1 protein-coding gene is annotated in these 292 nt (G+C 64.7%); it reads left to right on the top strand.

Annotated elements, in window-relative coordinates; translation table 11 throughout:
* Window positions 1-292 (top strand): SRPBCC domain-containing protein (locus FQ664_RS25825; RefSeq protein ID WP_178091066.1); only part of this gene is annotated, 292 nt, incomplete at both ends.

Below are 292 nucleotides of genomic sequence, written 5' to 3'. Positions count from 1 at the left end.
TACTGGGGCCATGAAAACGTATCGGACTGGAAACCCGGCTCGCGCTGGCAGCACGTGCGCGCCAACGACGAGCGCAAGGTCGAACTGGTAGGCGAAGTGGTGGAAAACACCCCACCCTCGCGGCTGGTGATCACCTGGGCTGCCGCCTCGCAGGCGGACAACCCGAAGGCCTACAGCCGGGTGACGTTCGAGATCGTGCCGTATGAGGACATGGTCAAGCTGACGGTGACCCATGACGAGCTGGAACCGGGCAGCGGCATGGATACCGGCATCCGCCAGGGCTGGCCGATCG

The organism is Pseudomonas persica, from assembly GCF_900291015.1.
Lineage (GTDB): Bacteria > Pseudomonadota > Gammaproteobacteria > Pseudomonadales > Pseudomonadaceae > Aquipseudomonas.
This window is presented reverse-complemented; position numbering and strand designations above follow the sequence as displayed.